General features: G+C 42.3%; 25 protein-coding genes. 18 read left to right on the plus strand and 7 right to left on the minus strand.

The annotated features are described in order from the left end of the window. The first annotated feature begins 60 nt into the window (after window positions 1-60). The 4 genes from pheA to fic all read left to right on the plus strand — a co-directional run bounded on the left by pheA (window position 61) and on the right by fic (window position 3,638). Window positions 61-1,029 (plus strand): prephenate dehydratase, encoded by a 969-nt coding sequence (gene pheA, locus C7391_RS05270; RefSeq protein ID WP_133517503.1) that lies wholly within the window; start codon window positions 61-63, stop codon window positions 1,027-1,029. A gap of 96 nt (window positions 1,030-1,125) precedes the next feature. Beyond that, the gene (locus C7391_RS05275) at window positions 1,126-2,379 is read left to right on the plus strand and encodes a phosphoglycerate kinase (protein ID WP_263295312.1); all 1,254 of its coding nucleotides are present in this window, start codon (window positions 1,126-1,128) and stop codon (window positions 2,377-2,379) included. A gap of 15 nt (window positions 2,380-2,394) precedes the next feature. Further along, a complete protein-coding gene (locus C7391_RS05280; RefSeq protein ID WP_133517504.1) occupies window positions 2,395-2,997 on the plus strand; it encodes a TIGR00296 family protein in 603 nt (200 codons plus the stop codon). 32 nt (window positions 2,998-3,029) lie between these two features. Beyond that, a complete protein-coding gene (gene fic / locus C7391_RS05285) occupies window positions 3,030-3,638 on the plus strand; it encodes a protein adenylyltransferase Fic (protein ID WP_133517505.1) in 609 nt (202 codons plus the stop codon). A gap of 151 nt (window positions 3,639-3,789) precedes the next feature. On the opposite strand, the gene C7391_RS05290 is transcribed toward fic, so the two are convergent. Then, entirely contained in the window at window positions 3,790-4,215 is a 426-nt protein-coding gene (locus C7391_RS05290) for an acyl-CoA thioesterase (protein ID WP_133517506.1), read from the minus strand. 230 nt (window positions 4,216-4,445) lie between these two features. Between C7391_RS05290 and C7391_RS05295 the strand changes: the two genes are divergently transcribed. The 4 genes from C7391_RS05295 to ilvC all read left to right on the plus strand — a co-directional run bounded on the left by C7391_RS05295 (window position 4,446) and on the right by ilvC (window position 9,610). After that, window positions 4,446-5,924, plus strand: coding sequence for a (R)-citramalate synthase (locus C7391_RS05295; protein ID WP_263295316.1), 1,479 nt, complete (start codon window positions 4,446-4,448; stop codon window positions 5,922-5,924). Between the two features lie 296 nt (window positions 5,925-6,220). Then, window positions 6,221-7,933 (plus strand): acetolactate synthase large subunit, encoded by a 1,713-nt coding sequence (locus tag C7391_RS05300; protein ID WP_133517508.1) that lies wholly within the window; start codon window positions 6,221-6,223, stop codon window positions 7,931-7,933. 1 nt (window position 7,934) lies between these two features. Next, entirely contained in the window at window positions 7,935-8,438 is a 504-nt protein-coding gene (gene ilvN, locus C7391_RS05305) for an acetolactate synthase small subunit (RefSeq protein ID WP_223611003.1), read from the plus strand. Between the two features lie 164 nt (window positions 8,439-8,602). Continuing rightward, entirely contained in the window at window positions 8,603-9,610 is a 1,008-nt protein-coding gene (gene ilvC / locus C7391_RS05310; RefSeq protein ID WP_133517509.1) for a ketol-acid reductoisomerase, read from the plus strand. A gap of 60 nt (window positions 9,611-9,670) precedes the next feature. Here ilvC and C7391_RS08320 read toward each other — a convergent pair whose 3' ends face one another. After that, entirely contained in the window at window positions 9,671-9,823 is a 153-nt protein-coding gene (locus C7391_RS08320) for a hypothetical protein (RefSeq protein WP_166627417.1), read from the minus strand. Between the two features lie 235 nt (window positions 9,824-10,058). Between C7391_RS08320 and C7391_RS05315 the strand changes: the two genes are divergently transcribed. Together C7391_RS05315 and C7391_RS05320 are read left to right on the plus strand one after the other, a co-directional pair. Beyond that, window positions 10,059-10,487, plus strand: coding sequence for a pyridoxamine 5'-phosphate oxidase family protein (locus tag C7391_RS05315; protein ID WP_133517510.1), 429 nt, complete (start codon window positions 10,059-10,061; stop codon window positions 10,485-10,487). 36 nt (window positions 10,488-10,523) lie between these two features. After that, window positions 10,524-10,811, plus strand: a complete 288-nt coding sequence (locus C7391_RS05320; RefSeq protein ID WP_208107064.1) for a zinc ribbon domain-containing protein — start codon at window positions 10,524-10,526, stop codon at window positions 10,809-10,811. Window positions 10,812-10,916: 105 nt separating this feature from the next. On the opposite strand, the gene C7391_RS05325 is transcribed toward C7391_RS05320, so the two are convergent. After that, window positions 10,917-11,459, minus strand: coding sequence for a zinc ribbon domain-containing protein (locus C7391_RS05325; RefSeq protein WP_133517511.1), 543 nt, complete (start codon window positions 11,457-11,459; stop codon window positions 10,917-10,919). A gap of 230 nt (window positions 11,460-11,689) precedes the next feature. On the opposite strand from C7391_RS05325, the gene C7391_RS05330 reads away from it, so the two are divergent. Then, window positions 11,690-12,196: a nitroreductase family protein gene (locus C7391_RS05330; RefSeq protein WP_133517512.1), complete on the plus strand. Its 507-nt coding sequence runs from the start codon at window positions 11,690-11,692 to the stop codon at window positions 12,194-12,196. Between the two features lie 912 nt (window positions 12,197-13,108). Here C7391_RS05330 and C7391_RS05335 read toward each other — a convergent pair. Continuing rightward, entirely contained in the window at window positions 13,109-13,798 is a 690-nt protein-coding gene (locus C7391_RS05335; protein ID WP_166627419.1) for a zinc ribbon domain-containing protein, read from the minus strand. A 292-nt stretch (window positions 13,799-14,090) separates the two neighbouring features. Further along, window positions 14,091-14,588 carry a ferritin gene (locus C7391_RS05340; RefSeq protein WP_133517514.1) on the minus strand — a complete coding sequence of 166 codons (498 nt, stop codon included), beginning with the start codon at window positions 14,586-14,588 and terminating at the stop codon, window positions 14,091-14,093. Between the two features lie 333 nt (window positions 14,589-14,921). Here C7391_RS05340 and C7391_RS05345 point away from each other — a divergent pair, with 333 nt between their 5' ends. Beyond that, a complete protein-coding gene (locus tag C7391_RS05345) occupies window positions 14,922-15,713 on the plus strand; it encodes an ABC transporter ATP-binding protein (protein ID WP_133517515.1) in 792 nt (263 codons plus the stop codon). A gap of 150 nt (window positions 15,714-15,863) precedes the next feature. On the opposite strand, the gene C7391_RS05355 is transcribed toward C7391_RS05345, so the two are convergent. Continuing rightward, entirely contained in the window at window positions 15,864-16,424 is a 561-nt protein-coding gene (locus C7391_RS05355; protein ID WP_166627420.1) for a GNAT family N-acetyltransferase, read from the minus strand. 193 nt (window positions 16,425-16,617) lie between these two features. Here C7391_RS05355 and C7391_RS05360 point away from each other — a divergent pair, with 193 nt between their 5' ends. The 5 genes from C7391_RS05360 (at window position 16,618) to C7391_RS05380 (ending at window position 23,185) form a co-directional block, all read left to right on the plus strand. Continuing rightward, window positions 16,618-17,919: a COG1361 S-layer family protein gene (locus tag C7391_RS05360; protein ID WP_133517517.1), complete on the plus strand. Its 1,302-nt coding sequence runs from the start codon at window positions 16,618-16,620 to the stop codon at window positions 17,917-17,919. 112 nt (window positions 17,920-18,031) lie between these two features. Continuing rightward, window positions 18,032-19,237 (plus strand): ABC transporter permease, encoded by a 1,206-nt coding sequence (locus C7391_RS05365; protein WP_133517518.1) that lies wholly within the window; start codon window positions 18,032-18,034, stop codon window positions 19,235-19,237. Between the two features lie 70 nt (window positions 19,238-19,307). Further along, window positions 19,308-20,516, plus strand: coding sequence for an ABC transporter permease (locus C7391_RS05370; protein WP_133517519.1), 1,209 nt, complete (start codon window positions 19,308-19,310; stop codon window positions 20,514-20,516). Between the two features lie 227 nt (window positions 20,517-20,743). After that, window positions 20,744-21,958 carry an ABC transporter permease gene (locus C7391_RS05375; protein WP_133517520.1) on the plus strand — a complete coding sequence of 405 codons (1,215 nt, stop codon included), beginning with the start codon at window positions 20,744-20,746 and terminating at the stop codon, window positions 21,956-21,958. A gap of 12 nt (window positions 21,959-21,970) precedes the next feature. Beyond that, window positions 21,971-23,185, plus strand: coding sequence for an ABC transporter permease (locus C7391_RS05380; RefSeq protein WP_133517521.1), 1,215 nt, complete (start codon window positions 21,971-21,973; stop codon window positions 23,183-23,185). A gap of 474 nt (window positions 23,186-23,659) precedes the next feature. Here C7391_RS05380 and rnhB read toward each other — a convergent pair whose 3' ends face one another. Beyond that, window positions 23,660-24,325, minus strand: a complete 666-nt coding sequence (gene rnhB, locus C7391_RS05385; protein WP_133517522.1) for a ribonuclease HII — start codon at window positions 24,323-24,325, stop codon at window positions 23,660-23,662. A gap of 147 nt (window positions 24,326-24,472) precedes the next feature. Between rnhB and C7391_RS05390 the strand changes: the two genes are divergently transcribed. Further along, a complete protein-coding gene (locus C7391_RS05390; protein ID WP_133517523.1) occupies window positions 24,473-25,180 on the plus strand; it encodes a DUF5591 domain-containing protein in 708 nt (235 codons plus the stop codon). Window positions 25,181-25,384: the final 204 nt, after the last annotated feature.

Raw genomic sequence — 25,384 nt, forward strand, 5'->3', positions numbered from 1 at the left:
AAAACAAATCTATCTTTATTTTAATTTTATTTTAAAAACAATAAAACAGAAGCGAAATCCATGAAAGTTTCAGTTCTCGGTCCGGCAGGCTCTTATTCAGAAATTGCAGCGCATATCTTTTTTGAAACGGCGATTGACGGACCATCCCCCGAATTGCTGTTTTGCTCATCCATTGAAAATACGGTGATGCGGCTTTTTGAAGAAGATGAAAACGGGGACCTGTCAAATTGCGCCGTCGTCCCGATTGAAAATTCCATCGAAGGCGCAGTCGGTGTCAGCATGGATTTGCTTTTGGAAAAAGACGTTTCCGTCATCGCAGAACTTATTCTTCCGGTCAGGCATTGTTTGCTCGTGCCCGAAAAATCAACCCAAACACCTGATTTTTCGCCCGATAAAATTGAAGTGGTTTATTCTCATCCTCAAGGGCTCTATCAATGCCGGTCTTACATTCAGAAACATTTGAAAGGGGCCGTTCTCATTGAAACCGACAGCACATCCAAAGCCGCGATGCGCGTTGCGGAAATGTCTGATAACAGTGCTGACGGCAAAGTCCGTGCGGCAATCGCGTCCGCCGAAGCCGGCAAAGCGTACGGATTAAAAGCCGTTGACTGTCAAATTCAGGACAATCTCAATAATTCAACGCGGTTCTTGCTTTTGATTCGCTCGGAATCGCTGCCGCTTTTAAAAATTCACGCGGGTGATGTCGGGCTTCATATTTTACCGGAAAATTTATCTCAAACCGGTAGCGGGGATGTTTTTTATAAAACATCAATCATTGCGGCGCCGATTCAGGACCGCCCCGGCGTTCTTTTCCACATTTTAGAAGCGTTTTATGAAAACGATATCAATTTGACGCGTATTGAATCCCGGCCGTCGAAAAAGTCGCTCGGCGAATACAATTTCTATATTGATTTTGAAGGGCGCCCGTCGGATAAAAATGTAGATGACGCTTTGAAACTTGTTCAAGAGCGTTCATCGCGCTTGAAAATTCTCGGAACATACGGACGGATTCTGCCGAACCGACAATAACCTTAATAATCATTGGGTTAATGATAAAGATTGGAAAAACAAGTGTTTGAAATCCTTCAGACAGTTTGAAACAGTATACAAGAGACGGCGAGAGGTTTGACGTTGACCAAAGATTTCTTTACAATTGATGATTTTGATGTTTCCGGAAAAACAGTTCTTTTAAGAGTCGATTTTAACGCGCCGATGGGACCGGACGGCAGAATTTTAGATGACGCCCGTATCAGAAGCCACATTCGAACAATCAATGATTTGAAAGACGCGAAAATTGTTCTTTTGGCGCACCAGAGCCGCCCCGGAAAGTCAGACTTCACAACAATGCAGTCTCACGCTAAAGTTTTATCCCAATTAATCGGGCGCGAAGTCCGTTATGTGGATGACATTTTCGGTGCTTACGCGCGTTCATGCATCTCCGCGATGGAACCCGGAGACATTATTTTACTCGAAAACGTTCGGTTTTATTCCGAAGAATCACTCGAACGCCCCGTTTCTGAACACGCTGATTCTTATTTTATTAAAAAACTTTTACCGCTTGTTGATTATTTCTTCAATGACGCTTTTGCCGTTTCCCACCGCTCTCATTTGTCTGTTGTCGGGTTCACCCGCGACGTGCCGTGCGGTGCCGGCAGAATCATGGAGTCTGAAATTGTCAGTCTCGACCGCGGTTTAAACGGTGACCGCCCTTGCGTTTATGCGCTCGGCGGTGCCAAAGTCGATGACTCGCTTCGTGTTGCCAACAACGTTTTGTCCAAAGGCAGTGCAGATATCGTGCTTTTCAGCGGTATCGTCGGAAACGTTGTTCTCGCAGCGGCCGGCTTTAACATCGGTCAAACCAATATGGATTTGATTGAAAAATTAGGCTACGCGTCTTATATTTCTCCCGTCCGCAATATGCTCAAAGAATTCGGTGACAGAATCCGTTACCCGACAGATGTTGCGTTAAACATTGACGGCAAACGCGTTGAAGCAAGCATTAAAGAAATGGGCAAATCCCAATATCCGGCAAATGATATCGGTCTTGAAACCATTGTTTCTTACACTTCTATTATTGAATCTGCGGGAACCGTCATTTTAAACGGTCCTGCCGGCGTTTCTGAAAACCCTGATTTTGCGATGGGAACGCATGAAATTATCCGCGCAGCGACAAACGCGCAATTCTCAATCATCGGCGGCGGCCATATTTCTGCCGAAGTTCACCGTCTCGGAATGGATGCTCAGTTCTCGCACATCAGTACCGGCGGCGGCGCTTGTATTGAATATTTGTCCGGAACCGAACTTCCGGGAATCAAAGCGCTTCGGGACGCGGCAGCGCGCAAAAAAGAAAACGATCTTGATGATCGGGAAATGTTGTAATTCTGAGGTAAAAAGATGTCTAAAAATATTCTTCATAAAAGTGAAGGCATCCTCGCCGTCAAAGTTGCCCGCAAAGCAATTGAAAACGTTTTGGACGGCAAAGAGCCTGAAGATGATTTGCCTTCCGTTCCGATTATTTTTTCCGAAAAACGCGGCGCATTCGTAACGCTTGAAAAAGAAGGCGATCTGCGCGGCTGTATCGGTTATCCTTATCCTGTTCTTCCGCTCAAGGAAGTTTTGGTTCAATCCGCTGTTGCCGCGGCGTTTGAAGATCCGCGCTTCTTCCCGATTGAAAAAAAGGATTTCGCGAAAACAACAGTTGAAGTGACAACGCTCACGCTTCCGGAACTCTTAGAAGGTGCGTTTACAAAATATTCGTCTTTGATTGAAATCGGAAAACACGGTCTTATGGCTGAATACGGTGAACATCGCGGTCTTTTGCTGCCGCAGGTCGCGGTTGAGCAAGGCTGGGACGCGATTGAATTCCTCTGCCAGACTTGCGTAAAAGCGGAACTGACGCCGATGATGTGGAAATACGGTGCGAAAGTTTATCGTTTTGAAGGTCAAATTTATCGGGAGACCGAGCCCGGCGGATCAATTGTTGAAGGGGAAGACTAATTCTTTCCAAAAGAGTCGGAGACATATTGAAAATGGCGGTTCTTAAAAATAAACTCGGAATTACAGATCAGACAGAACTGAACCGTGAAGAAGAACGCATAAGTAAAGCAAATGCCAAGCGGCTTTATGACAGCGGTGATATTTCCAAAATTGAAATCGGAACTTTTGCAGGTCTTAAACAAATTCATAAGTATTTATTCGGAGATATTTATGATTTCGCAGGCTCTATCCGTGATGTAAATATCTCAAAAGGAAATTTCAGGTTTGCTCCTTTAATGTATTTGGAACATTCTTTGGCGTATATTGATAAAATGCCGCAAAGTACGTTTGATGAAATTATTGAAAAATATATTGAAATGAATGTTGCACACCCGTTTCGGGAAGGGAACGGACGGTCAATGCGCATTTGGTTGGATCTGATCCTGAAAAATGAACTCTTTAAAGTCATTGATTGGAATATGGTTGATAAAAATGATTACTTGTCAGCGATGGAACGGAGTCCTATAAAAGATATTGAAATTAAAGTGTTGCTGAAAAATGCCTTAACTGAAAAAATCAATGACCGTGAATTATTTATGAAAGGCATAGACGTAAGTTACTATTACGAAGGGTATTCCGAATTTAAAACCGAAGAATTGTAATGGAAAACGCGGGTTCGAATCTATTGTTCTCTCCGCTGAAATCCTTTTTTGTTATTAATTTTTTATTTTTATTATTTAATTTCTCATTTTTTATTCTATTTTTCTTATTGTTTTTTTTATTTTATCATTTATTTTTTTTATTTTTATTATCTCAATTTTTAATTCCCTGAGCAACGCCTTCAGGAATCATGTGTTCGGCGAGTTTTGCTTTTTTATCTTCGGGAATCGGGGTTGTCACGCCTGCTTTGAAATCGTAATGGACGACAACGGCTCTTCCGTATGTGCATAAACGTCCTCCCTGCCAGGCTTCGTGGTAAATTGTAAATGATTTTGTGCCGATTTTTTCAATGTATGTTCTCAGCTCAACATCGAATTCAAAGAACATTTCGCCGACAAAATTGAAATCGGTGTACGCCATGATAAGCGGCCAAACATCGTGTGATAAATTCAAATTCGGTTCGAAAATACGGAAAACAGGATTTCTCGCCATTTCAAACCAACGTGCGAGGACCGTATTATTGATGTGGCCAAGGCCGTCCACTTCTCCGAAACTGGGGGTAACCGTTGCAGTAAACATGTTTCTTTCTAATTCTGTAGAATCTATTTAAACCTATCATATTTTATACGGTTTTTATTATTGATTTTGTGCGATTTAATATCATGATAAACAATGACAAATGCATGAAAACATATTTAACCCATAAATGAATTTTCAATTCTGCTCTGGTTTTTCGGCTGATTCTAAAAACAGCAATGAAAGGCCTGTTGTATCAACTATAAAAAGAAGGGATTATATTATTCGAAAACCTGCGTTTCCTTGATACAACGCTTCGTGACGGTGAACAAACTCCGGGCGTGGCGTTGAGTACAGATGACAAACTGAAAATAGCGACAGCTTTGGATGACTTAGGCGTTCACGTAATTGAAGCGGGATCCGCAGTCACATCCGAAGGCGAGCGCGCAGCCATTAAAGCGGTTGCCGATCTCGGGCTGGATGCAGAAATTTGCAGCTATTGCCGGATGCGCACATCAGACATTGATTTAGCTCTTGAATGTGACGTTGATTCGGTTCATCTTGTCGTTCCGTCTTCTAATCTTCATATTGAAACAAAATTGAAGAAAGACATTCGCAATCAACAGGACAAAGAAGATGTTCTGATGATGGCCGGTGAGGTGGCGGAATATGCAAAATCTCACGGCTTAATTGTCGAATTCAGTGCTGAAGACGCCTCTCGGGCCGATTTTAAATTTTTAAAAGACCTTTATGCAAGCGGTGTCGCGCACGGCGCAGACCGGCTCTGCTACTGTGATACGGTCGGAATGCTGACACCTGAGAAGACTTTCAATATTTTCTCGGAACTCGCATTTGTTGCGGGCGCGCCTGTCAGTATTCACTGCCACAATGATTTCGGGTTGGCAGTGGCGAATACAGTTGCCGCCTTCCGGGCCGGCGCCGCAGAAGGACACATGACAATTAACGGCATCGGTGAGCGCAGCGGAAATGCCGCGCTGGAAGAAGTTATTGTTCAGCTGGAACATCTTTACGGTGTGAACACGGGCATTAAAACCGAAAATCTGTATAAGGTTTCCAGATTGGTCAGCCGGTTGACAAACATTCCGGTTGCGCCGAACAAAGCGCTTGTCGGCGGCAATTCATTTACGCATGAAGCCGGCATCCATGTTCACGATCTTGTGAAAAATACGGCATCGTATGAGCCGATTTCACCGGAATTTGTCGGCAGAACCCGCCGCGTTGTTCTCGGAAAACATGCCGGGGCCAGTTCCATTGAGCTTGCGTTGACTGAGCTTCATTTGGATGCTAATCCGGCGCAGAAACAGGAAATTTTTAAGCGCGTCAAAGAACTCGGAGACAACGGTCTTCATGTGACGGACGCCGATTTACAAACAATTGCCGAATCTGTTTTGGAAATTCACTGTGAGCCGACGGTTAAATTAAAATCGTTCACGGCGGTTTCCGGACGGCCTGCCATTCCGATGGCTTCCGTTATTTTGGAAGTTAACGGCAATGAAGCCGTTTGTGTTGACACGGGCGACGGTCCGGTTGACGCGGCGATTCGTGCGATTCAGCGCGCGGTTGCGTCGGTCGGTGATATTATTTTAGAAGAATATCACGTCGATTCAATTACGGGCGGAACGGGTGCTTTGGTTGAAGTCACAGTAAAGATGTCCAAAGACGGTAAATCCATTACCGCCCGCGGCGCTCGAACCGACATCATTGAAGCATCGGTTGAAGCGGTTATTAACGGCATGAACCGGCTCGTTTGAGTCGGCCGTTTTAAGCGCGGAATCCGGTTCAAATTTAAAGCCGCTTCTTTGAGGCGGTTTTCATCTTTTGAATCGGGCAGCTTTTTTGATTTTTCAAGTCTCTAAAGTTCATTTTTCCGCGTTCTTAAAACAATCATTAAATATCATGCCTTAATATTCTGTCAAGAAAATTAAATGCCGTTTCCTTAAAATCGGCAGAAATAATAAACAAACAATAAATTGCAAAAATTCGTTCAATCAAGAACATCAGAAAGAATCAGGCCGGGTTTCCGGCTGAAAAGGAGATGCTGTTTTAAATGACAAAAAATTCTGCGGAGCAGATGAACGGCGCCAAAGCGTTCATCGAATCTCTCAAAAAGGAAGGTGTGGACACTATATTCGGGTATCCGGGCGGTGTTTTACTTCACATCTACGATGAGATTTACGATTGTGATTTGCGCCACATCCTTGTTCGTCACGAACAGGCGGCAGCGCACGCTGCTGACGGTTATGCCCGCGCAACAGGTAAAACAGGCGTCTGTCTCGCAACATCCGGGCCGGGCGCCACGAATTTGGTTACCGGTATTGCAACCGCGCACATGGATTCCGTTCCGATGGTCGCGTTTACCGGGCAAGTGACAAGCACTTTAATCGGAAACGACGCGTTCCAAGAGGCAAATATTACAGGAATCACACTTCCGATTACAAAGCACAATTATCTCGTTCAGAAAGCGGAAGATATCCCGAAAAGCATTAAGGAAGCTTTCTATGTCGCTTCAACCGGCCGCCCCGGTCCGGTTCTTGTTGATATCACAAAAGATGCGACCATCAACGAGTTGAAATTTTCTTATCCCGACAAGGTGGAGATGCGCAGCTATAAGCCGACTGTTAAGGGAAATGCCAAACAGATTCAAAATGCGGCTGCAATGATCGCCAAAGCCAAGAAACCTGTGATTTATGCAGGCGGCGGCGTGATTGCTGCAAACGCATCCTCCGAATTATACAAATTAGCGGAACTCATCAACGCGCCCGTTACGACGACTTTGATGGGATTGGGCGCGTTTCCGATGGACCATCCGCTCTTTATCGGTATGCCCGGTATGCACGGCACAAAATACGCGAACTTCAGCATTCAGGATTCCGACTTGCTTATCGCCGTCGGTGCTCGCTTTGATGACCGCGTGACCAGTAAAATTTCATCGTTTGCCGCCGGCGCAAAAATCATTCATATTGATATCGATCCCGCCGAAATTTCAAAGAACGTGGCGGTTGACTTGCCGATTGTCGGCGACGCAGGGTCTGTTTTGGCGGAATTGATTCCGGCCGTTTCGGAAAAAATAGTCGCGGGCAAGACAACGGATTGGATTAAACGTGTCGACCAGTGGAAAAAAGAGTATCCGCTCGCTTACAAGGACGACGGCTCAACCATTAAGCCGCAGTTTGTGATTGAAACACTCTGTGAAGTCGCTCCCGATGCGATTGTCGCAACAGAAGTCGGACAGCACCAGATGTGGACAGCGCATTATTTCAAGTTTAAGCAGCCGCGCAAATTCATTTCATCCGGCGGTCTCGGAACAATGGGCTACGGTCTTCCGGCAGCGATGGGCGCAAAAGTCGGTTGTCCCGACCAAATCGTTTTCGATGTTGCCGGTGACGGATCTTTCCAAATGAATTCTCAGGAACTCGCAACGCTTGTCGCCAACGATATTCCGGTGATTTCCGTGATTTTAAACAACGGTTACCTTGGAATGGTTCGCCAGTGGCAGGAACTCTTCTATGACTGCCATTATTCCCACACCGATATCATTGACAGCGTTGACTTCGTCAAACTCGCCGAAGCTTACGGCGCGCTCGGTATTCGCGTTGAGAAGAAATCCGAACTCAAAGAAGCGGTTCAAACGGCCATTAAATCAGGCCGCCCGTCAGTTATTGACGTTCGCGTTGACCGCGGTGAAAATGTGTTCCCGATGGTTCCGGCAGGTGCATCCATCAATGAATTGATTGATGAAAGAAAATACGGAGGCATCTGAAATGACGGACATGCAATATCATACGCTTTCCATTTTGGTTGAAAACAATTCCGGTGTTCTGACGCGTGTTGCCGCTCTTTTCGCGCGCCGCGGGTACAATATTGACAGTTTGGCTGTCGGTATGACAGAAGATCCGGATGTTTCCAGAATGACGATTGTCGTTCACGGTGACGATGCCGTTATCGAACAAGTGATTAAGCAGCTTTACAAGCTGATTGAAGTCATTAAAGTCGTCGACTTGAGCAAAGAAGAATACGTTGACCGCGAGCTTGCGTTGATTAAAGTCGCGACAACATCTGAAACCCGCGCCGAGATTTTACAAATAGTTGAAATTTTCCGCGCGAAAGTGATTGATGTCGGCTCTAACACAATGGTGATTGAAATCACAGGCGGCAGCGAAAAGATTTCCGCGATTGAAAAATTGCTCCGTCCGTTCGGCATTAAAGAATTGGCGCGTACCGGAAAAGTCGGGCTTTTGCGCGGCTCCAAGGACACAGCCAAATAAAAATAACGAAAAACAATTTGAAAAACAATTTGAAAATAATTCAAAAATAATTCGAAAAATGAATCGAAAACTTAATGAGTTTTCATCATTTTTCTTTTCTATTTATATTTGAAATTTCATTTTTTTGATTTCATTTTATTATTCATTAACAGGAGTCATAAATTATGGCACAAATGTACTACGACAAAGATGCAGATTTGAATGTATTGAAGGGAAAAACAATTGCCGTCATCGGCTATGGAAGCCAGGGCCACGCTCAGGCAATGAATTTGAAAGATTCCGGCCTCGACGTGATTGTCGGTTTAAGAAAAGGCGGCCGCAGCTGGAAAAAAGCTGAAGCCGACGGCATGAAAGTCATGGAAGTTCCGGACGCTGTTAAATCTGCGGATGTCGTTCACGTTTTGGCACCCGATGAAGCGCAGTCCAAACTTTATTACGCTGAAATCGAGCCGAACTTAAAACAGGGTGCAGCACTTTCTTTCTCCCACGGCTTTAATGTTCACTATAACCAGATTACGCCGCGCGATGATTTGGATGTCTTTTTGGTTGCTCCGAAAAGCCCCGGCCATATTGTGAGAAGAACATTCTCAGAAGGCATCGGCGTTCCCGGGTTGGTTGCTGTTTATCAGGACAAAAGCGGCAACGCTAAGAAGATCGGCCTCGCATTCGCCAAAGGTGTCGGCTGTACACGTGCCGGTGTCTATGAAACCACTTTCAGAGAGGAAACTGAAACCGATTTGTTCGGCGAACAGGTTGATTTGTGCGGCGGCGCTGCCAGTTTAATGAAAGCGGCTTTTGATATTTTGGTTGAAGCCGGTTACCAGCCCGAAATGGCTTACTTTGAAACTGTTCACGAATTGAAATTAATTGTTGATCTCATTCACGAAGGCGGTCTTGAAAAAATGTGGTACTCCGTTTCCAACACCGCAGAATACGGCGGCATGACAGTCGGTCCGCGCGTGATTAACGCTGAATCCGAAGACGCGATGTATGAAGCACTCGCCCGCATCCAAAACGGCGAATTCGCCAAAGAATTCATTTTGGAAGGCATGCTCAACCACCCGGTTTTGAAAGCAATGGAACGCCACGAAAGCGAACTTGAAATCGAAATCGTCGGAAAAGAAATCCGCTCCAAGATTCCGTGGTTGAACAAAGGAATTGACGACGACTGATTTCATATCAGTCTTTTCTTTTATTTTTTAAAAACGTGTTTTCATTCTTGTTTCTATTTTTTAAAGTTTGTGCGGCTCGCGCGTGCGGCGGCATTTGCTGAACGGAATCGGTAGGTAGCTGTAGCAAACTTGAACGGTAGGTAGCTGTAGCAAACTTGAATGGTAGATAGCTGTGGTAAACTTGGACGGTAGGTAAATGTGACACGTTCGCACAGCGAACGGATGTTATTAAAATGAGCTGATACATATGGAAATGGCAAGCAATAATCTGACTGAATATAAATGGCAAGCAATTATTAAAACGAATTTTGAATAATAAACGGCAAGCAAAAGACAATATTTTGTACTTGCCGCCATCTTTTTCTTTTATTACTTTCACCTCGTTCTACATCTTTATCTGTTTTTGATTGCTTCTTTATTTGCTCAGATTTTGAGCAGGATACAGTTTATGGATTATTTAGAAAGCTATCGGAAAATCGTAAAAGGAAGCGGCGTTATTGCTTTAGCAACTTCTGTGAATGATATGCCCAATGTCAGAATCGTTAATTTCTGCTGTGACAAAGAAAACCCTTCCGTTCTTTATTTTTCAACAGGAAACGACAATCCCAAAGTGATTGAGTTTAATGAAAACAACCGCGTTGCGTTTACGACAATCCCGACCGACTTGAACGATACGCCCCATATTCGCTCTCACAGCGCCGTTGTTCAAAAAAGTGACAAGACTTTAGATGATCTCAAAAATTTATTTTTGGAACATTCTCCGGGTCTTGCAGAAATGTTTGAAATGGCCGGCGCATATTTGTCCGTTTATGAAATCCATATAAAAGAAGCGACTGTTATTGCCGGTATGGAAGATATCGGAACTGTTTCATTTTAAGTATCAATTTTAATGCAATAAAAAAGGTGAAAAACTATGGAAAATCAAGAATTCCCTGAAAATATGACATTTTGTCAATGCTGCGCCATGCCGATGGATGAAGCAGGCGAATTGAAAGGAACAGAAGCCGACGGCAGTAAAAGCGATGAATATTGTGTCTATTGCTACAAAGACGGCGTGTTCACGGCACCTGATGCGACTATGGAAGAAATGATTGAATTTTGCGTTCCGCATATGGTTTCATGCAATGAAGGCATGACTGAAGAAACCGCCCGCGAAATGATGCAAAAATATTTTCCGGAATTAAAACGCTGGAAAAAATAAATTGAAAAAATAAATCGAAAATAAGTTGAAAAAAATTCAAAAAAATAAAGTGAAGATTGAATTCAATCTTCATTTGTCTTTGTTTCCATCTCTATTCAATTTTTATTAAATTAAAGCAAGCGGGATTGCAATAATCATAAAGAAAATAAAGGATAGGAGGACAAACAATAATCCGACCAAAATCGGAAGCAACAAAAATCCGATAATTTCCCAAACAGTCGGTTCTTTGTACGGCAATTCTCCTTTGTTTATTCTATCTGATTCCGTGTATGCGTCATACATGCCCCACGCCCAAATGATAATGCCGGGGATGAGTAATAATAATGTTCCGAGCGGAACCGCAATCATAAAGCCGACACCTTTCCAGAAGCGACCGTTGTAAACCTGGCCGAGGCCGGGGATGAAAAATGATAAAATAAGCGCGAAAAATGTATTTTTCGATTGATCGACATTCCTCTGTTTACTGTTGGTGTAAACGTGTTCGGCATGTACTTTTTCTTCGCTGTGCGTTCCGGATTCTTTTCTTGTTTCTTCTCGTCCTGTTTCATGCACTTCGCTTCGGCCGGGAATCGGCTTGCCGCAGTTGGAACAGACAATTGCGTACTCTTTCAAAGGTTCGCCGCAATTTGAACAATAATTTGCTGCCATATTTCTCTCTCTTATTTTTTAATGCCAATCGTTTTGTCCCTTTAACCCTTGTCGGTTATTTATTTCTCAAAATTATAAATACTATTCTGAAATAAAATCAACAATTATTTTTAGATTCAGTTTATGTTTAATTTCATTCATGTTTACCAATTCATGTTTACCAATTCATGTTATTCAATTCATGTTATTCAATTCATGTTTAATTCTATTTAATGTAAAATGTGATTTCTATGAGTCAAAATGAAACGATTGAAACAATTCTTTCCCGCCGAAGCGTTCGCCAATATTTGTCTGACCCGATTCCAAAAGATGATCTTTCAACGCTTCTTGAATGTGCCCGATTCGCGCCGTCGGGTTTGAATAATCAGCCGTGGCGGTTTTCCGTGATTGAAGATAAAGAAATCGGACGGCAGCTTTCCAATCTGACGCATTATTCTGAAATTGTTTCATCCGCGCCGCTGATTATCTCTGTTTTTTTAGATACGGTGTCCTCTTATCATCGTGAAAAAGATTTAATGGCAATCGGCGCCTGTATTCAAAATATTTTGCTTGCGGCGCATTCTCTGAATCTCGGTGCCGTGTGGCTTGGTGAAATTTTGAAAAACAAGGAAGAAGTTTCGAAAATATTGAATGCGCCTGATGAGTTTGAATTGGCGGCTGTTCTTGCTGTCGGTCAGTCGGCCGAGCCTTCACCGGGAACAACTGATCGAAAACCGTTGAATGAATTGGTTTTTTAAAAAACATGAAATTGTAATTTTTGTAATATTAAAAATTCTGTATTTTCTTTAATTTAAATAATCGAAAAGACGAAGCAACCGCCTCCAACGACGCGTTTCCGAGCAACGCGAGGAAAGAAGGCGTTGGAGATTCGTACCCATTCGTGACATAAACAACATAAACAGCTTTGTAATTAAATTTCAATCATTCGACGATGTCTTTTTTGTAAACGCAGGGGAATAATCCGCAATTCTGCAATTTTGTTCGCTGACGCTCACAAAATTTTGAATTGCGGTCGTTCTCGAACCTTTTTCCAATTTAAACAAATCCAAACATCGTTTTCATTATTTTTGAAAAAGGAATGCCCTTTTAAAACCTAAAAATAAAAACCGATTTTATTTTGGAATTTAATCGGCGTTCCCCTTTTTGTTAAATTGAAAAACTGATGTTTCCATTTAACCAAAATAAATGAAAAACCAAATCAACCACCTCCAACGACGCGTTTCACGAACGTAGTGAGTGAAAGAAGGTGTTGGAGATTCGTACTCATTCGTTGAATAAACATCAGAAACAGTAAAAATATCGTAAAACGGAAAATGACTTTATAAACGGCGGGGAAATAAACCGCATTTTTCAATTTTTGCTCACTGTCGCTCGCAAAAACCGAAAATTGCGGTCGTTCTCGAACTTTTCTTTAATTTTAAGCGAAATTAAACATCGGGTTTGATTATTTATTATACCCGAACGCCGGCTGACTTCGAAAAATATAATCTCTTTAATTTTTGGGTTTAGTCGGCGTTCGCTTTTTTATTAAATTGAACGAAAAAAAGATGTTTTGTTCTTAATAAAATCAATTTCTAAAACCAATTTCAAAAAATTTTAAATTTAAAAATAAATTGAATACGGATTTTAAAATCCGTATTTCATTTTGTTTAAATCATCATCAAGCCGAAAAAGAGCCCGATAAAGAAGAATATAACAAAGAGAAGAATGAATGAGCCGATGAAAACGCCTGCATAAATCAAAGCGTCTTGCATTGTTGCTTCAGCATACGGTATTTGTCCTTTGTTCATCTTGTCGGCGTCTGTGTATGCATCATATAATCCGTAAACCCAAACGACAAATGAAGCCGGGAAGAAAATGAATAATGTAATGATAGCACCAATGACGATCATTAAACCCTTTTTCAAATCACCGTTATAAACCTGACCGGCACCCGGGAAGAAGAACGACAAAATCACCGAAACAATCGGATTTTTATCATTGACATAAGCCGTATTTCCGGGACGCGCGTATGAGTTATAGTTCTCATTTCGAGTCTGCTGCTCATAGTTTGTATTTTGATCATTGGTATAGGTTTGTTGCGCATCGCCGCTTTCTGCTTGCTGTGCGTTGCTGCTGCCTGCTTGCGCATTACTGCTGCCTGCTTGTGCATTGCTGCTACCGGATTGTGCATTACTGCTTCCGGATTGTTGGAAATTGCCGCCGGTTGTACTTTGATAACTGTCAGTTGAAGTCGATTCAGTTTGAGGTTCGCGAAGCGGTTTGCCGCAGTTGGTGCAGACATTTGCGCCCGATTCGGGAATCGGTTCACCGCAATTAGAACAGAAATTATTTGCCATAGTTTGCCTCTGATTACTGTTTCCCATGCAAAACATTTAAATCGTTTTTCTAAAGTTATTGACGGGTTTGTGCTATAAAAAACCGTCGGGTGAGGCGCTATCGAAAAATATGTTTTTAAGAAGGAGGAAACGGTAAAAAGAAATCTTTTTTCTGTTTACCGTTTCATTTGTTTGTTTTAATTTTGTTCGTTTTTACGTCTATTTGCTTAATTTATTCGTTTTTTACATTTTTTTATTTTTACATTTTTTTATTTTTACATTTTACTCGTTTTAACGTCTGATTTCATTTAAATCAGTCATCGCCTTCTCTTTTGGCAAGTCTTTTTTCAATTGCCAAAATAGCGGCGATATCGGTTTTAGCGAGCGTTAAATCGTCAACGATATTGGATGTCTGGTTTTCTTCTTCAATTTGTTCAGTGACGAACCATTGGAGGAAAATCTGAGACGCATAATCCTTTTCTTTGACAGCGACATCCATGATGTTGTTAATGGAAGCCGTCACCAATTGTTCATGCTCGTAAGCCTGCTTAAAGAAATCTAAAAGCGTTTTTCCTTTGATGTCCGGCTTTGCAATCGGCGTTAATTCAACGCTTTCAGACTGTTCGGTGATGTAATCATAAATTTTCATGGCATGCTCAATTTCTTCTTCAGCTTGGAGTCTGAGCCACGAGGCATAGCCGTCTCTGTTCATATCCGTACATTTGGCAGACATACCGAGGTAAAGGTAAGCGGCATAAAATTCTTTGTTAATCTGTTCGTTCAATAATTTTAATACGCTTTTTTTAATCATTTTTGTTTCTCCTGTTTATTTTCTAAACAGTCAGTTATTAGTATCAAACTTCTTTTATATATACTGTCTTATGTATATTTTATTATACCTCTTCATACGTTTTTTATATCTTGTGTCTATCTTTGCGGTTAATCTGTTTCGTTCTTTTTTTATTCTTGTCTCCGATTTGTTTCATTTTTTCTGCTTTTGTTTTTCCTTTTTTCCTTTTTGTTTTTCTTTTTCTTCCGAATTGTCAACTTTTCCTCTGAAAATTGGTTCACATTGGGATAAGTATAAATCTCTTGTCTTTACTCAACACATAATTACTGCAAAATAAAAACGAGGTTAAAAAATATGAATAAAACAGCCGATTCTCGAAAAGTCGTCGTTGACGTGAATAATGTCTATAAAACTTATTATTTGGGGCATGAGGAAGTTCCCATTTTAAAAGGCGTAAATTTCCAAATCAACGAAGGTGATTTTGTCGCGATTGTCGGCCCGTCAGGATCCGGCAAAAGTACGCTGATGAATTTGCTCGGCTGTTTGGACCGCCCGACTTCCGGCATCATTGCCGTGAACGGTCAGGACATTAATCAATTAGACGACAACGAATTGGCGCATTTGCGCGGCATGGAAATCGGGTTTATTTTCCAGCAGTTCAACCTCATTCCGAGATTAACCGCTTATGAAAATGTGATGCTTCCGACTTACGCCAGCAAAAAAAGCGGCATTGATTATCCGAAAAAAGCCAAAGAACTTCTCAAAATGGTCGGCTTGGAAGACCGTATGAAACACAAACCGTCAGAGCTTTCAGGCGGTCAGATTCAACGTGTTGCTGTCGCTCGTGCTTTAATCAATGATCCGGTTATTCTTTTGGCCGATGAACCGACCGGTAATTTAGATACCAAAACAACTGCGGAAGTCATGGATTATTTCCGCGAGCTGAACCGAAACGGCTCAACCATTATCATGATTACGCACAACAACGAACTCGCCGTTCAAACAGACCGCGTGATTACGATTCGAGACGGTCAAATCACATTAGACGTTCCCGCCGCCGAATATGTGCAGCACATCAGAGATGAACAGATAACGGTCATGGAACAATTGGCTGCGCACGAATCTCCGAACGAATCCTCGAATTAATCAGCTTGATGCTGATTATTTTTTTTTATTTATCCGTTTTTCAGAAATTTCGTTTTGTTTTTCTTTTTCAGTTTTATTTTTTTCTCTTTTATTTTTTAATTTATCCGTTTTTTAGAAATTTCTTTTTGTTTTTCTTTTTCAGTTTTATTTTTAGCATTCTTTTTCGTCATCGAAATATAATGTCATAATGTAATCGTTCATGTAAAAATCATGGCCGATATCCGTGACGGCTTCGTTATCAATCACAAAACCTTCTTTTTTGTAAAATTCAATGGGACCTGAATTCCCTTTGTTAACCGTCAGCCAAAGGCACGGCCTGGTATTTTTTGAAGCATCAAAAACCGAATTCGGAGATTTGATTTCTTCTTTTGCAAAATCCAATGAAAAACGAATTAACATTTTCGCAATTCCAAGTCGGCGAAACTCTTTTTTGACATAGATCTTGCTGATGAAAACGCCTCTCTCATCCGGCTGCAATGCAAGATATGCAATCTGCTCCTCAGAATCTTCCGAAACGACCGCGAAATAACTGAAATTTCGTTCTCGGATGTCTGTTTTGATTCTTTCGGGGGACTGAAACACGCGAAGCATATATTCTGTTTGCGCCGGCCCGATAAGCGGGGTATAATGTTCCGTCCAAATCTCTTTTGCCAACGCGGCGACATTATCCAATTCTTTGTCCGTTTCAAGTTTTTTAATTTTGAAGGTCATACATCTCATTTTTTAATTCTTTGATTGATTCCTTTATATCTTTTATATCTTATTTATATCTTAAATACATTTAATCTGGGGAAACTTATATAAAGGTTAATTGTAAACTACAAATCAAATCTTGGTAAACATTAGAACTTTGGGATGCCGTTTTGGTCTCAGCAGGGTTTTAATTTTTATGATGGGTGAATCTATGTCTAAAAAAACATTTAACTCTGCACTTCGAATATTCATTGCGTTAATGCTTATTCTCTCGATTTTCTCCGGCACCGCCTCAGCTGCTGCCGGCTTAAAAATCACGCTTGTCGATCAAACACCGTATCCGGCTCAACCCGGACAACAAATCCGTTTTTGGATTCAGGCCGAAAATATCGGTGACGGCACTTTGAACAACGTTACGGTTCAAGTCGTTTCCGACGGCGTTTTCTCCGCTTCGTCTTCCGAATCTTCAAAAACATATGATAATATTTATGCCGGTACCAAAGTTTACCACGAATATGTCATGTATGTTGCAAGCGATGCGCCTGACGGTCCGCGCGATTTAACAGTCCGGTACAAGTCTAACAACAGCAGCAACTGGATTGAAGAAAAATTCACAGTTAACATCGGCGGCATTGTTGACACAGACAACCGCGGCACGCTTATTATTGAAAGCGTGACCAGCAGCCCGGAAGTTTTTATGCCGGGAGATGAAGGTATCATTTGGGTCACCTTGAAAAACAACGCGACCAACCAAACCATTTCTACATCCAACAAAAGCGTTTACATGACAAACGCCAGAATTCAATCTGCCGATTTGTATTCCAAAGACAACATCATTGTCAAGAGTGAAGCTGTCAACGACCTTGGTATCATTGCGCCCGGCGATAATATTTCCATTCCGTTCCGTGTCAGCATTCCTGAAAACACAACCGACGGCACTTACCTTTTAACATTAAACGTCACCGGCAGCTCTTACGAGTACAACATTAAGAGAAATGTTGAAATCAAAGTTGATTCCTCCGGCATCAAAGCCATCCAGTCCAAAGCAGCGTCAATGAGTGCCTCCGGAAAAACAATGGAAATCGACATTGTCAATTATCACCAGGGATCCGTTCGCGGCGTCTCTATTGTTCCGGTTGCGGAAGGCATGTCTTTCTACCCGACTGAATATTTCATCGGCGAAATGAAACCGGATGACTTGTACACTGCCAAATTCAATATTTCTCAGGGTGTCGGCGATTCCGTTGTCGAATTTAAAGCTGTTTACTACAACGGCGACAATTACCACGAAGACAGTGTTGAACTTGATGTCGGTCCTGTGATTAAACAGTCTTCCGGTATTGGAACTTATATCATTTATCTGATTGTCATTCTTTTGATTGCAGCCGTTGTCGGTCACTTCTATCTCAAGAAAAAGAGAGATATGTCTTTGATTGACTGGTTGAAAATCCAAAAAGGAAATGCTCAGGAAAAATGGGCGGCAAGAAAAAATAAGAAACAGAAAAACGAATGATTTTGATCATGCAGAGTTACAGCGCAGCTTTTCGATTCGTTTCGAAAGCTGCCAACTCTTTTGATTCTTAAATTCTTCTGAAAAACAATGTTCAAAACGTTCGGGTGTCTCAATGATTAGTTTATCTCATTGCATTTCTATGGCTGTTGCCAGCTTGAAAAGCTCTAAATTACGTTCCGGATTAACGGCACTCGGCATTATTATCGGCATTGCCGCTGTGATTACAACTTTTACGCTCGGTGACAGCATGAGCGGCTTTGTCAATTCGCAAATGGACCAAGGACCGCCGTATATTGAAATTTATTCAACGAAAGAGCGTATTTTCTACCAGCAGCAGGCTGATCTTGTCGCAAACGCGCCCGGTGTTGAAAGCGTGACCATTGAATGGGGCGCGACGGGGGTGGTCGGCTTTTCGAATGAAGAGCAAAACATCACGGTTATCGGCACGAATGAAAGCATGGCCGACATAATGGAAATGAATTTCACAGACGGCCGATTCTTTACGGACAAAGATTCGTATGTCGCGGTTGTCGGAAAAAGCATTGCTGAGGATTCATTCCGAAATGAAATCGGTGTTCGGAGTTCGATGGATATTTCGATTTACAATTATGACACAAAAGAATACGTGACCGAATCTTTCCAAGTCATCGGCATCGCCGGCTCCGATTCGGAATTAGGATATTCCTACGGTCAGAGTTCGATCTTCATTCCCATTAAAACAATGCAGCAGATGTCCGGCCGAACAGATTTCAATGTAATGACCGCCGTTGTGGATGATGTCAATTCTATCAATGAAACGGAAGATGAAATCGAACGCCGGCTGGCACGTAATTTGGGCGTTTCTGAAAGGGATTTGGATGATGAAGGCAAAGTGCCGTTTACAACTTACAATAAAATCGAAATGCTTGAGCAATTCCAAAGCTTAACGTCAACGCTTCAGTATTTCCTTGTCGGCATCGGCGGCATTTCTCTGATTGTCGGCGCTGTCGGCATTATGAATATTATGATTGTTACCGTGACAGAACGCACCAAAGAAATCGGAACGCTCAAAGCACTCGGTTATTCAGCCAAAGATATCCTGACGATGTTTGTCATCGAATCCATTATTATCAGCGTTCTCGGCGGCATTATCGGAACACTTCTCGGTTTGCTGGTCGCGTATGTGCTGACATCTTTGCTCGACATGCCGATGGCTTTCCCCTACTCAAGCATCTTGATTGGTGTCGGATTGTCTGTCTTTGTCGGCGTTTTGGCCGGTGCGCAGCCGTCTTACCGCGCCGCTAAAATGAATCCTGTTGACGCATTGAGGGATCTGTGATGATGAAGCCGAAAGCGATGAAGATGTATGATGGAGCTGAGACGATGAAGCTGAATACGATGGAGCTGAGATGATGATTGATCTTGCATACAGTACGAACATGGCGGTTGCCAGTTTGAAAAGCTCTAAGCTGCGTTCCGGTCTGACCGCGCTTGGTATCATTATCGGGATTGCGGCAGTGATTGCGACCTTGACGCTTGGCAGCAGTTTCGGCGATTATTTCAGCAGCGAAGTTGATGCAAGCGGATCAAATTACATCGCAATCGGCGCGTATAAAGAGGATTTGCTTCATGAACAACAGATTGACGTTATTCGCAATTCGAAAGGCGTTGTCGATGTATCTCCTGTGGTCGGCGCGTCGGCAGACGTTGAATTTATGGGGGAGACGAAAACGATTGAAATATACGGCGTGACTGAAGATTATCAAAACGTTACGTCGGTCACAATCGAAGAAGGCAGTTTCATCACCGATAAAGATTCATTCATGGCGGTTATCGGGCACGATACTGCAGTGGATGAGTTCAAGAACGAACTCGGTACCGGTTCCCGAATTACAATGACTGTCAAAAATGAAAATAATGAAGATGTTACGAGAACTTTCACAATCAAAGGCGTTATGGAAACACCGGCTTCGATGATTACAATCGGCTCTTACAAGACGATTTATGTGCCGATCGAAGTTTTGCAGGAAATGACGGGAAAGGATTTCTACAGCAGCGTTTACGCAACGGCTGAATCCATGGAAGCGCTTAATGAGACTGAAGAAGAAATCAAATTGAGTTTGATGCGTAACTTGGGAATCTCACAGCGTGAATATGATAATCGAAGTGCCGTCCCGCTTTATTTCATCAATCAGGCAGATTTGATTGAGGAAGTCAATGGTATGGTGTTAACAATCCAATACTTTTTGCTTGCGATCGGCAGCATTTCATTGATTGTCGGATCGGTCGGCATTATGAATATTATGTTTGTCACAGTCACTGAAAGAACCAAAGAAATCGGAACGCTCAAGGCACTCGGTTATACATCTAAAGATGTTTTGGTTTTGTTCCTGGTTGAATCCGTTATTATCAGCGGCCTTGGCGGATTTGCCGGCGCGTTAATCGGTTTAATTATTTCCTATATCGGTGCCGTTTTGCTCGGCATGCCGGCCGGTTTCCCGTTGAGCATGTTGTTCCTCGGCATTTTCATTTCTATGGTTATCGGCATTATCGCAGGCGTTTATCCGGCGCGGCGCGCGGCAAAAATGAATCCGGTCGATGCTTTGAGAACGGCTTAACTTTGAGAACGGTTTAACTTTGAGAACGACTTCTTTGAAGCATTTGATGACGTTTTCTTTAAAAATTTGAAACCGTTTTCTTTGAAATACTGAAGCCGTTTTTCGATTTTGAAAAATCGAAATCCGGTTTCATTTTCCGGAAGAATTTATGAGCAATGAAACAATTTTAGAAAAAGCTTAAAAATAATTTTAATGAACCGGAATAATGACAAAGAAGGAATGCCGAAATGATCAGTCTGTCTTATTGTTTGAAAATGGCAATTGCAAGCTTGAAAAGCTCCAAGCTTCGCTCAGGACTGACGGCGCTTGGCATCATTATCGGGATTGCCGCAGTCATTGCGACTTTTACGCTCGGCTCCAGTTTTACCGGTTATTTTACAGATCAGTTGGACACACAAGGATCAAATTACATTTTGATTGCGGCTTCTAAGCCGAATCTTTTTTATGACTCTCAGCTTGATATTGTCCGAAATACGCCGGGTGTGACGGGTGTTGCGACTGATAATTCTCAAACCGGTCTTGTCACTTTCGCGAATGAAGCGAAGAATTTAACCGTTCTCGGGACGCAGGAAGGCATGATAGAAATCCTGTCGCTGCCGATTTATGACGGTCAGATGTATTCCGATAAAGATTCTTATGTCGCAGTTATCGGTAAAAATATTTCCCAAGAGGAATTCCGCAAAGAAATCGGTCTTCGAAGCACGATTGAAATTACGCTTTACAATTCCGAATCTAAAGAATATGTAACGGAAACATTTAGGGTCGTCGGCATTTTGGGGTCGGATGAAACCAGTTTGATTACCGGCGGCAGTGAAAACACTTTGATCGCAATTCCGACGCATATTATGCAGCAGATGACCGGGGAAAACGCATACCAACAGATTTACGCTATGTCCGATTCACGTGAAGATATCAATGCGACGACGGATGAAATCGAACGCCGTCTCGCGCGAAATCTCGGTGTTTCCGAGCGGGATTTGGATGATGATGAAAAAATTCCGTTTATGACGATGAATCAAGCTGAACTTTTGGAACAGGTCCGCACTTTGACAAACACGCTTCAAATGTTTTTGCTTGCAATCGGCGGCATTTCGCTGGTTGTCGGCGCTGTCGGTATTATGAATATTATGATTGTCACCGTCACGGAGCGGACACGTGAAATCGGAACGCTTAAAGCGCTCGGTTATTCTTCTAAAGACGTTTTGATGCTTTTCGTGATTGAATCTATTATTATCAGCGCAATCGGCGGGCTGATCGGGACGCTTCTTGGCCTTACAATTGCTTACATCGGCGCAAACATTCTGGGACTTCCGATGGCAATTCCGTTTTCCGGTGTCTTAATCGGTGTCGGCTTATCTATTGCAGTCGGCGTCTTGGCCGGCGCGCAGCCGTCTTACCGTGCCGCGAAAATGAATCCGGTTGACGCATTGAGGGATATCTGAGGTGTGAAAAAAATGATCAGTATTTCTCACAGCGCGAAAATGGCGGTCGAAAGCTTAAAAAGTTCAAAACTACGTTCCGGATTGACGGCGCTCGGCATCATTATCGGCATTGCGGCGGTTATCGCCACTTTTACGCTCGGTGCCAGCTTCGGCGCTTATTTTTCTGATCAAATCAGTTCCAGCGGCTCTAATTATGTAATGATTATGTCGCTAAAGGAAAATTTATTTTTTGACCAGCAGGTTGAAGTCGTCCGCAACACGCGCGGCGTTGTCGCTGTTTCTCCGATTCTGGGCGTTGACGGCAATGTGACTTTTATGGGGGAATCGCATGATTTTAGAGTGATAGGCGTGCTGGAAGATTACGAGGAAATCGGCGTCATTCCGATGTATGACGGCGTTTTTATCAGTGATCAGGACACTTCCGCCGTCGTTATCGGGAAAAAAATTGCTCAGGAAGAATATAAAAATCAAATCACGACGCGCAGTTCTATTGAAATTACTGTTTATAACAATGACACAAAGGTGTATGTCACGCAAACGTTCCGTGTCAAAGGCCTTTCCGGGTCGGAAAATACAAGTATTGTGACGGGCGCGGATTCAAATTCTGCCATCTATGTGCCGCTTTCGGTTTTAAAAGATATGTCGGGGCGCGATGATTATCCAAGCATGTTTGCAATGACGGAATCAAATGAAACAGTCAAGGAAACAGATGCCGAGATCGAAAAAAATCTGGCCCGAAATTTAGGCGTTTCCGAACGGAATTTGGATAACGATGATTTGATTCCTTTTATGACGATGAATCAGGTTGAAATTTTGGAGCAGGTCAGTTCCATGACTCAAACGATGCAGCTTTTCTTAATCGCAATCGGCGGCATTTCATTGATTGTCGGCTCTGTCGGTATCATGAACATTATGATTGTGACCGTGACCGAACGGACAAAAGAAATCGGAACCTTAAAAGCGCTCGGCTACACATCTTCTGATGTTTTGATTTTGTTTATCATTGAATCAATCGTCATCAGTGTCATCGGCGGCGCCATCGGGACGGTTTTGGGTCTCTTCATTTCCTATGTCGGCTCCTCCTTGCTTGGAATTTCGATGTCGCTCTCTTACGGCGCAATCGTTGCGGCAATTGTTATTTCGGTTCTGATTGGCGTTATCGCAGGCGCTTATCCGGCCAAGCGGGCGGCAGACATGAATCCGGTTGATGCGCTTCGAACCGTTTAATTCATCAATAGATTGATTGATTGCGATTAATTTATTGAAATTGTATTTTCTTTTTCCTTTTTTAATTTACAAACCTTGTTTCTCGTTTTTGTAATATTATGAAAAGTGATGCAGATCGCACGGTGGCAGCAGTTTTGTTTGCGGTGAGAATCCGATGGCGACAGCGGCAAAAACAAAGGCGGCAGGTGACGGCAGTCCCGTTCGCGCAAGCGAACGGATGTGATAAAAAAAAGCAGATGCAAGTCACAAAGTCGGACGCGCAGCAAAGTCGATCGAGACGGAAAATGTATTTGTCTCAAAAAGCTGTTTTTTGGTTTTGCTGTATCAGGCGGGTACGAATCCTCAAATTTCCATTTCACTCTCCGCTTATGCTTCGAGTGAAATGAAAATTAGCGGTGGTTGCTTGGGGTTTAAATCTATTTTTTAAAAACCGATATTTCTGTTTACCCGAAAATAAATCAAAAAAGAAAAAAATCAAAGCAGATTTTCAGCCGTTTTCCAGGATTTTCGGACATAATCGGGAAAATCGCCGTGCTCTTTCGCGTAATTTTCTAAAAATGTTTTTGTTTTCGGGTCGGACGGATAACCGCTTCCGAAATCCACATTTTCTCTTTTCTTGATTTCTTCAATCAATTCGTCACGGCGCGTTTTTGCGATAATGGAGGCGGCTGATACGATCGGGCTGATTGCGTCTGCTTTGTGTTTTGAAATGTATTCAACTTGGTCCGCCCGTTTCTCAAATTTTTTGGCGTATTCGTCATGAACGCGGCGGGCGAATCGTTCTTCCGATACGTCAGCGGCATCTAAAATCACAATGTTAAACGCGTTTTCTTCAGGAACCGACAGCTCTTCCATCACTTTTGAAAAACAAAGAACCATGATTTCGTTCATCGTCATGATTTTTCTGAGATCGTCAATTTGTTTCGGCTCAACTTCGTAAACATACCACGATGTCACGTATTTTTTAATGGAAACCGCTAATTGTTCTCTCTTTTTCGAAGAAAGTTTTTTGGAATCGTCAACGCCCAGAATTTTAAGTTTATTTTCCTGCTCCGCTGTCGCAGAGACGCCGGCAATACACATGGGGCCGATGACAGGCCCTTTTCCCGCTTCATCAATTCCTAATTTTATAACCGGCATTTTTTCTCCAACCCTGATTTTTTAATAATTTGTTTAATATGTTCCTTTTCTTTTATGCTTTATGGTTTTTTTAAATTTTGATTTCAATGATTTTTTAATTTGATTTCAACGGCTTTTTTTAATAGGAGAAGATGCATTAGGAATTTAATGACCCGCATCATTCCTGAAGAGGAGCGTTCAAACGAACCGCTCGATACTGAGAATATCATTCACCATCCGGATATGGAACGCGCCAATGAATGGATCGTAACTGAATATGAAATTCCGTCACGCAAAATTTGTATTTTTGTACCGTGTTCCAAAAAGAAACCGTATCATACAAGTCCGTCTCATCAGAAATTTGATGAAATCATTTATTCTCTTTTGGGCGAAGAAGATGTTCATATCGTTACTTTCGGAACCTGCGGCGTCGTTCCGAGAGAACTCGATGTCGAATATCCCTTTATGAATTATTCTTTCATGATGGGGCAATGTAATGTCGCGAAAGTGAAACGGGATTTCTTAAAAACCGAAACCCAAAGAATTTCCGAATATTTGGAACGGACAAAAGACAATTATGAATACAGAATCGCTTACTGTATCGGTGATTTCAGAGAAGCGATGACACGCGCTGCCGAACAAACCGGCATTCCTGTCGTTATTGTTCCGCATTCAAAAACCATTGAACGCAACATTCAGCCGAATAAGAAATTTATTTACAACAGTTTATCCTGTTCCGATTATTTATCTGATTTTGCCGACGCTATTTCAAAAGCGGCAGTGCAAACAAATATTTCTGAAAACGAAGCCGTCCTTGATGAATCAGCCATTCAGTGCGAAAATGATTCGGATGATTCGGAATGGTATGAATCTTGATAGTTTGAATTTTGATTCTTACTATTTTTAATCGGGTTAACCGATTTTTGCTATTTTTAATCGGTTGACTGAGTTTTGCTATCTTTAATCAGGTTGACTGATTTCTGCTATTTTTAATCAGGTTGATTGATTTCTGCTATCTTTAATCAGGTTGATTGATTTCTGCTATCTTTAATCAGGTTGACTGATTTCTGCTATTTTTAA

The organism is Methanimicrococcus blatticola (assembly GCF_004363215.1).
GTDB classification, from domain to species: Archaea; Halobacteriota; Methanosarcinia; order Methanosarcinales; family Methanosarcinaceae; genus Methanimicrococcus; species Methanimicrococcus blatticola.